Below are 8,472 nucleotides of genomic sequence, written 5' to 3'. Positions count from 1 at the left end.
ACCGGACCCGAAGGACCAGCAGGACTTTTCAAAGGAACCACCAACCTGCGATGCAGGCCGGGGTATCAACATATCTGGCGTTGACTTTTGGCACGCTGTTGAGTTCTCAAGGAACGGACGCTTCCTTCGGTCCCGTTTCACCGGGGCCCTCCGGGCGCTTCCCTTCGTTCTTGCGTTTCCGACTCTATCAGACTCTTTCGTGTCCGATTCCCGGCCGAAGCGGGTTACTGCTTGTTTCGCTTTCCAGTTCTTCGCTTTCGCGTTTCCCTTTCCGGCGAGTCCGACTCTATCAGGCCTTTTTGTATTCCTTGACCGGGGGTCCCGCAGGCATGCGGAAGCTCGATCGGAGTTACAGTCTGGGCTTGGAAGTCGCCGCCGACCCCGGACCAGAGGTCGCGGTGGGGCCAGGCAGGAGTACGACAGTACAGCTCCCCTTGAGACGAGGCAAATCGTTTCCGGTGTGCCTCTTGGTCCACCAACCGGTAGCTCTCGGGCGGAACCGGGACTTCATATGACTTACGCTGCTGATCAGTACGCCGCCCTCCATCAGCCGTGGCGGTGACAGACGGATCCCCGCCCCTGGGAGGCTCTCCATGACCACAGTGACGTCCCCTCTTGCCGGCCGCGCCATCGGACTCACCGCGGTGCCCGACCCCGTGTTCTCCGGAGCGATGGTGGGTCCCGGTACGGCCATCGACCCCGTGCGCGAGCCTTCCGAGGCCGTCTCGCCGGTCGACGGAATCGTCGTCTCCCTGCACCCCCACGCCTTCGTCGTCGTCGACGACCAGGGTCACGGAGTGCTGACGCACCTCGGGATCGACACGGTGCAGCTCAACGGCGAGGGCTTCGAGCTGCTCGTGAACAAGGGGGACACCGTGACCCGCGGGCAGGGCATCGTGCGCTGGGACCCGGCCGGTGTGGAAGCCGCCGGGAAGTCGGCCATCTGCCCGGTCGTGGCCCTGGAGGCGACCGCCGAGTCCCTCTCCGAGGTCCGCGAGGACGGCGACGTGAAGGTCGGCGAGACGCTGTTCGGCTGGCAGTGACAGCCTCGGCGCAGTGACGGGCCAGTTGGGCATCCACCGCGGTGGCGTAGCCGCCGCACAATCGGAGACGGGTGAAATGGAGACAACGCTGCGAGGCGTCGGCGTGAGCCACGGTGTGGCGATCGGCGAAGTTCGGCACATGGGTACGGCGGTGCTCGAACCCCCGGCCAAACAGATTCCCGCGGAGGAGGCCGAGCGCGAGCAGGGGCGCGCCCGCCAGGCCGTGGAAGCTGTTGCGGCCGACCTCATCGCGCGCGGCAACCTGGCGGGGGGCGAGGCACAGCACGTGCTGGAGGCCCAGGCCATGATGGCGCAGGACCCCGAGCTCATCGCCGATGTGGAGCGCCGCATCGCTGTCGGCAGCACCGCCGAGCGCGGTGTGTACGACGCGTTCGCCGCGTACCGGGCTCTGCTGGCCAATGCCGGGGAGTACCTGGCGGGGCGGGTCGCCGACCTCGACGACGTACGGAACCGGATCGTGGCCCGGCTCCTCGGTGTGCCGATGCCGGGTGTTCCGGACAGTGACGAGCCGTACGTGCTGATCGCGCGTGACCTGGCACCTGCCGACACGGCTCTGCTCGACCCCACCCTCGTGCTGGGTTTCGTCACCGAGGAGGGCGGGCCGACCAGCCACAGCGCGATTCTCGCGCGGGCGCTCGGTGTGCCGGCCGTGGTGGCGCTCCCCGGAGCCGGTGAGATCGCCGAGGGCACGGTCGTCGCGGTCGACGGCAGCACCGGTGAGATCTTCGTGGAGCCGAGCCCGGAGAAGCGCGCCGAGATGGAGAGCGCCTCGGCCGCCCGCAAGGCGGCGCTGTCGGCCGTGACCGGTCCCGGTGCCACGTCCGACGGTCACAAGGTGCCGCTGCTCGCCAATGTCGGTGGCCCCGGTGATGTTCCGGCGGCGCTGGAAGCCGGTGCCGAGGGTGTCGGGCTGTTCCGTACGGAGTTCCTGTTCCTGGACGACAGCAAGCAGGCTCCGTCCGAGGAGAAGCAGGTCGAGGCGTACCGCGCGGTGCTGGAGGCGTTCCCCGAGGGACGTGTCGTGGTGCGCGTGCTGGACGCGGGCGCCGACAAGCCGCTGGATTTCCTGACGCCCGCGGACGAGCCGAACCCCGCTCTGGGTGTGCGTGGTCTGCGCAGCCTGCTGGACCACCCGGATGTGCTGCGGACCCAGCTGACGGCGCTGTCCCGGGCGGCCGAGGGGCTGCCGGTCTACCTCGAGGTCATGGCCCCGATGGTGGCGGACCGTGCCGACGCGAAGGCGTTCGCCGACGCATGCCGTGAGGCGGGGCTCCAGGCGAAGTTCGGCGCGATGGTGGAGATCCCGTCAGCCGCGCTCCGGGCCCGGTCGATCCTCCAGGAGGTGGAGTTCCTGTCGCTGGGCACCAACGACCTGGCGCAGTACACCTTTGCCGCCGACCGTCAGGTGGGGGCCGTGTCACGTCTCCAGGACCCCTGGCAGCCGGCGCTGCTGGATCTGGTCGCGCTGTCGGCCGATGCCGCGAGGGCGGAGGGGAAGAGCTGCGGTGTCTGTGGTGAGGCCGCCTCGGATCCGCTGCTCGCGTGTGTGCTGACCGGTCTGGGTGTCACCTCTCTGTCCATGGGTGCGGCGTCCATTCCCTATGTGCGGGCGACGCTGGCGAAGCACACCCTCGCGCAGTGCGAGCGTGCGGCCTCCGCCGCGCGCGCCGCGGACTCCGCCGACGAGGCGCGTCTCGCGGCTCAGGCGGTGCTGTCGGGCGAGTGACGGTCCGGCCGCGCGTGGGCGCGGCCGGCCGCCGAAGGGGTCCCCGCCGGTGACGGTGGGGGCTCCTTCGGCTTTCGGTGGTGGGTCAGCGGTGCGCCTCCGGTTCGTCGGCGCCGAGGTCGAAGCCGGCGCAGTACTCGACGCCCGACTCCGGGGACACGGGTTCGCCCGTGTCGGCGTCGGTGCAGTAGGCGCTGAAGACCGCGCCCGCAGTGAGCGGGACGAGGCTCCCCCGGTCCAGGCGCCAGCCGTGCACGCGGTCGGGCGCGCCTGGTGCGGTGGTGCGCAGGACGACGCCTCCCTGTGTCTCCAGTGCGACGCCGACGGCGAGCACGGTGGCGAACTCCGCTCCTTCTGAGGACGCGAGCCGGGCCGGGCCGTCGGTGTCCCGTGAGGTGTGCAGGACGGCGAGGAGCTGGTCGTCGTCCGTCGGTGTGCTGCAGACGACGTGGTGGGTGCCGGGTCCCGCGGCGTCCAGCAGCCGCCCCAGCAGGTGGGAGGCACGGTCGAAGGCCGCCCGGCCGATGTCCTGCCCGCAGTCCGCGCAGTCGCCGAGGCCTGCCAGCAGCATCGTGGCGTACTCCCAGGTCGCGCGGCGGACCGCCCGGGAGACGAGCAGCGGGATCAGCGTGTCGATGGGCTGGCCCGCATAGGCCACGGTGGCGCCTGCCGCGGCGATCTCGGCGGTGAACCGGCTGCGGCTCGTACGGTCGTCCGGGTCGATGCCCGCTTCCGTGCAGAACTCGGCGTAGTCCTCCGGGTCGAAGAGGGCCACCGTGGTGTGCGTCCCCTGGGCTGCGAGTGTCCTGAGCAGGCCTTCGACCTGCCGGAGGTAGACGGAGTGGTCGTCGAAGGTGAAGGTCCGGTAGCGGCGCATGGCCGCGAAGTCCTCGGCGTCGACCAGGAGGCCGACGGTGCTGGGCACTTCGCGGCGCAGGGCGCGCCTGATGGATGGTCCGGACCGGTGCTGGACGCGCCTGGTCTGTTTGCTGTGCGCCATGAGTCCCCCTGTGCGCTGCGAATCGATGCTCACTCAGCGTAATCAGAGGGACTGACAGTGACGGTTCGCCGGACGGCTCAGTGGCGCTCGCGGGCCAGCTTCTCGTAGAAGTGGAGGAGTTCGAGGTTGTCGATGGAGCCGGGGTTGACCGCCTTGGACAGGGCTGTGCCCTGGAGGAGCCGCTTGACCGGCACCTCGATGCGCTTGCCGGTCAGGGTGTGCGGGATGCCGGGTACCTCGATGACCTCGTCCGGTACATGGCGTGGGGAGAGGTTCTCGCGGATGGTCCGCTTGATGCTGTCGCGGAGTGCGTCGTCGAGCACGGCACCGTCGGCGAGGTGGACGAACAGCGGCATCCAGTAGCCCCCGTCCGGCTCCTCCAGGCCGATGACGAGGGATTCGCGGATCTCGGGGAGCCGCTCCACCGCCTCGTAGATGTCGGCGGATCCCATCCGGACGCCCTGCCTGTTGAGGGTGGAGTCCGAGCGGCCGTGGATGATCACCGATCCCCGTTCGGTGAGGGTGATCCAGTCCCCGTGGCGCCACACGCCGGGGTACATGTCGAAGTAGCTGTCGTGGTAGCGGCTTCCGTCGGGGTCGTTCCAGAAGCGGACCGGCATGGACGGCATGGGGGCGGTGACGACGAGCTCGCCGACCTCGCCCGTGAGCGGCTCGCCCGCGGGGTCCCAGGACTGGAGGTCCGTGCCGAGGCAGGGGGCCTGGAGCTCGCCGATGTGGACCGGCAGGGTGGGCACCGCGCCGGCGAAGCAGCTGCAGACGTCCGTCCCTCCGCTGACCGAGGCGATCCAGAGGTCCTCGGCCACCTCGTCGTGGAGCCAGCGGAAGCCGTCGGGCGGGAGCGGTGAGCCGGTGGTGGCGACGCACTGGACACGGCTGAGGTCGTGGTCGCGCCCCGGGTGGACGTCCGCCTTGCGGCAGGCCATCACATAGGCGGCGGAGGTGCCGAAGAGGGTCGCGCCGGTCTGTTCGGCGACGCGCCACTGGGCGCTGACGTCCGGGTAGCCCGGGCTTCCGTCGTACAGGACGACGGTGGTGCCGGTGAGCAGGCCGGAGACGAGGAAGTTCCACATCATCCAGCCGGTGGAGGTGTACCAGAAGAAGCGGTCGTCGGGGCCGAGGTCGCAGTGCAGGCCGATCTGCTTGAAGTGTTCCAGCAGGATGCCGCCCTGGGACTGGACGATCGCCTTCGGAAGCCCCGTGGTGCCGGAGGAGTACAGCACCCAGAGGGGGTGGTCGAAGGGCACCTGCTCGAAGACGGGCTCGGCGTCCGCGGCGGTGAGCGCCGACCATTCGAGGGCCCCCTCGGGCGCGTCGGTGCCGAGGAGCGGGATGTGGACGACCGCGCGCAGGGTGGGCAGTTCGCGGCGGAGTTCGGCCACGGTGTCGGTGCGGTCGTGCTCCTTGCCGCCGTAGCGGTAGCCGTCGACGGTGAACAGGACGACGGGTTCGACCTGCTGGAAGCGGTCCAGGACGCTGCGCGCCCCGAAGTCGGGGGCGCAGGACGTCCAGACTCCGCCGACGGCCGCGGTGGCGAGGAACGCGACGACCGCCTGGGGGATGTTGGGGAGGTATCCGCTGACGCGGTCGCCGGGCGTGACGCCGATGGCGCGGAGTTCGGCGGCCAGCGAGCCCGCCTGGCGCCGGAGTTCGGACCAGCTGATGGCGACCTGGGTGTGGGTCTCGTCGACGTACAGCAGGGCGGGGGCGTCCGCGCGGAGCGGGTCGTCGGCCGTACGCAGGGCGTGTTCGGCGTAGTTGAGGGTGGCGCCGGGGAACCACTGGGCGCCGGGCATGGTGCGGTCGCCGATGACCGCTTCGTACGGGGTGGAGAAGCGGACGTCGAACCAGTCGGCGACGGCCTTCCAGAAGGTGTCGAGCTCATCGACCGACCAGCGGTGCAGCGCCGCGTATCCGCCCTCGGCCGGCGCACCGTACCGCTCGGCCGCCCATCGCTGGAAGCGGGTGACGGCCGCAGCCTCGACGCGCTCGGGCTCCGGCTGCCAGAGGGGGGCTTCGTCGGCTGCTGAGGTCATGGGGGCTCCCTGGCCTTTCGGGTACGCGGGGTGGGCGTCCGGCGCGCTCACCGGCTGGGTCGTGCGCGCGAACGGCATTTACGGACGATGCCATGTGATCGTCTTGCGCACCAGGGTCCGCCTGCCATGGTTGCGTGTCCCCCTGTGTGGTGGAGACACAGGTGAACGGAAGCTGAACGGAGCCCTGATACGTCCGGCTGGATGGCAGGGTGGCCCGCATGGATGGTCGTGACCTGCTGCGCTCGGTGAAAATGGTCGGTTCCGTACAGGGGATGCGCACGGTGCGCTCGGCTTGGCGGCGCCATCGCGCGGATGCGCGGGCGCTGGCTCCTCGCGGGGCCGAACGGGCGCGTGTGCCGGGGCTTCTGGTGAGCGCGGAGCCGGAGCCGGGCGGGGGTGTCGTCAGGTTCGCCCGCTCGGAGCTGCTGATCCGGGTGGCTGTCGGCGGTGCGGTGTTCTGGTCCTGGGACGGTGCCGGTCCGCTGCCTTCGTACGCCCTGCCGGAAGCGGCGCCGGAGGCCGACCCCCGGGCCCGCCTGGAGCCCGCCACGAACGGCGGCTGGCAGGTGGTGTCGGAGCGGATGACGGTCGTCGTGTCGCGGCACGGAGCGGTGGAGCTGCGCACGCCGGGCGGCGTGGTGCTGCGCCGGGAGCTGCCGCCGCGCTGGTGGGAGCCCGTGGCGGGCGGCCCGGCACGCTGGGTGCAGCGGTCCGAGGTCCCGGCGGACGCCCGTTTCTTCGGCCTGGGCGGACGGGCCGGGGGCCCGAGGCTGCGGGAGGGCGTGTACCGGCTGTGGAACACGGACCCGGGAGGCCGTTTCGGTCCGGAGGACGATCCTCTGTACGTGACGATGCCCGTGCAGCTGGTGGTGTCCGACGCGGGGACGCACCTGGCCTTCCACGACAACAGCTGGCCGGGTGCGGTGACCCTGCGGGAGGGTGAGGAGGGCGAGGGTTCGGGCCATGACCGCCCCGGGGCGTGCGAGGTGCGGATGGAGGGCGGTCCGCTGCGCTGCTGGGTGGTCGCGGGCACGCCGGCCCGGGTGCTCCAGGGCTGGACGGCGCTGACGGGTGCGCCCGCGCTGCCGCCGTCGTGGGCGCTGGGTCCGCAGCATGCCAGGTGGGGCTTCGGCAGTGAGCGGGAGGTGCGCAGGGTCGTGGCGGGGTACCGGGAGCGGGGGCTTGCGCTGTCGGTGCTGCATCTCGACATCGATCACTACGACGCGCATCAGGTGTTCACCGTCGACGGGGAGCGGTTCCCGGATCTGCCCGGGCTGGCGAAGGAGCTGCGCGAGGACGGCGTACGGCTGGTGTCGATCGTCGATCCCGCGGTGCGGGCGTCGGCGGGGAACGCCGTGTTCGACAGCGGCCGGGAGGTGGGGCCCGCGGGTGCGTTCGTCCGGGATCCTCAGGGGTGTCCGGTCACCGGTGAGGTCTGGCCCGGCGAGTGCGTCTATCCGGACTTCACCGATCCGCTGGTGCGGGAGTGGTGGGGCGGGTTCTACGAGGAGAGGCTCGCCCGGGGGTTCTCCGGCGTGTGGCACGACATGAACGAGCCGGTGTCCTTCTCGGCGTTCGGCGATCCGACGCTGCCGCGCTCGGCCAGGCATGCGCTGGACGGCGCCGGAGGGGACCACCGGGAGGCGCACAACGTGTACGGCCTGGCGATGGCGCGGGCCGGTTACGAGGGCCTGCTCCGGTTGCGCCCGGACGAACGGCCGTTCCTGTTCTCCCGTTCGGGCTGGGCGGGGATGCAGCGGTTCGGGGGCACCTGGTCCGGCGATGTGGCCACGGGGTGGCCGGGGCTCAGGGCCTCGCTGTCCCTGGTGCTGGGGCTGGGGCTCTGCGGGGTGCCGTATTCGGGGCCGGATGTCGGCGGGTTCGACGGGTCGCCGTCGCCCGAGCTGTATCTGCGCTGGTTCCAGCTGGGCGCGTACATGCCGCTCTTCCGTACCCATGCGGCGATCGACGCGGGGCGCCGCGAACCGTGGGAGTTCGGGCCCCGGGTGCTGGCGCACGCCAAGGAGGCGCTGGAGGAGCGGGAGCGGCTGCTGCCGTACTTCGTGACGCTGGCGCAGCTGGCCCGGCTGACCGGTGCGCCGTATGTGCGTCCGGTCTGGTGGGGGTCGTCCGGGGACCGTGCGCTGCGGGACTGCGAGGACGCGTTCCTGCTGGGTGACGCGCTGCTCGTGGCCCCGGTGCTGGAGGAGGGCGCCGTCCGCAGGCAGGTGCGGCTGCCGCACGGGCGGTGGTACGACACGGCGACCGGCCGGGCGTACGAGGGGCCGGGGCAGGTGGTGGTGGACGCGCCGCTGTCCCGGATCCCGGTGCTGGCGCGGGCCGGTGCGGTGATCCCGGTGCGGGGTGCGGACGGCGGGCTCGAACTGGAGGTGTGGGCGCCGCGTGCGGGGCGTACCGGTGGCGGTCTTGTCGTACGGGACATGGGCGACGGCTGGGAGCGGGCGGAGGTGGAGCGGTACACCTCGCGTCTCTCGGGCGGGCGTGTGGTGGTCGAGCGGGACGGTGAGGAGAGCGCGGTGGAGTGCCCGGTCCGGGTGCGGGGGCTGGCGGGCCCGGATCAGGCGTAGTGGCCTGCCCGGACGGACTCTCCGTCCCTCGCTCGGCAGT

At 71.4% G+C, this 8,472-nt stretch carries 5 protein-coding genes; 3 read left to right on the top strand and 2 right to left on the bottom strand.

Translation table 11 applies throughout. The annotated features are described in order from the left end of the window. The first annotated feature begins 593 nt into the window (after window positions 1–593). Together AMK10_RS30825 and ptsP are read left to right on the top strand one after the other, a co-directional pair. Window positions 594–1,043, top strand: coding sequence for a PTS sugar transporter subunit IIA (locus tag AMK10_RS30825; protein ID WP_073751954.1), 450 nt, complete (start codon window positions 594–596; stop codon window positions 1,041–1,043). Window positions 1,044–1,119: 76 nt separating this feature from the next. Beyond that, window positions 1,120–2,790: a phosphoenolpyruvate--protein phosphotransferase gene (ptsP, locus tag AMK10_RS30820; protein WP_073751952.1), complete on the top strand. Its 1,671-nt coding sequence runs from the start codon at window positions 1,120–1,122 to the stop codon at window positions 2,788–2,790. Window positions 2,791–2,875: 85 nt separating this feature from the next. Here the strand turns inward: ptsP and AMK10_RS30815 are convergent, their stop codons facing one another. After that, the gene (locus AMK10_RS30815; protein ID WP_073751950.1) at window positions 2,876–3,790 is read right to left on the bottom strand and encodes a hypothetical protein; all 915 of its coding nucleotides are present in this window, start codon (window positions 3,788–3,790) and stop codon (window positions 2,876–2,878) included. A 77-nt stretch (window positions 3,791–3,867) separates the two neighbouring features. Further along, window positions 3,868–5,844, bottom strand: a complete 1,977-nt coding sequence (locus AMK10_RS30810) for an acetoacetate--CoA ligase (protein ID WP_073751948.1) — start codon at window positions 5,842–5,844, stop codon at window positions 3,868–3,870. A 218-nt stretch (window positions 5,845–6,062) separates the two neighbouring features. Between AMK10_RS30810 and AMK10_RS30805 the strand changes: the two genes are divergently transcribed. Beyond that, on the top strand, window positions 6,063–8,432 hold the full coding sequence (locus AMK10_RS30805; protein ID WP_073752078.1) for a glycoside hydrolase family 31 protein: 2,370 nt from the start codon (window positions 6,063–6,065) through the stop codon (window positions 8,430–8,432). The last annotated feature ends 40 nt before the right edge of the window (window positions 8,433–8,472 follow it).

This window comes from Streptomyces sp. CB02058 (genome assembly GCF_001905505.1).
GTDB lineage: Bacteria > Actinomycetota > Actinomycetes > Streptomycetales > Streptomycetaceae > Streptomyces.
Note: the sequence above shows the minus strand (reverse complement) of the source record. Positions and strands in the feature narration are given on the sequence as shown.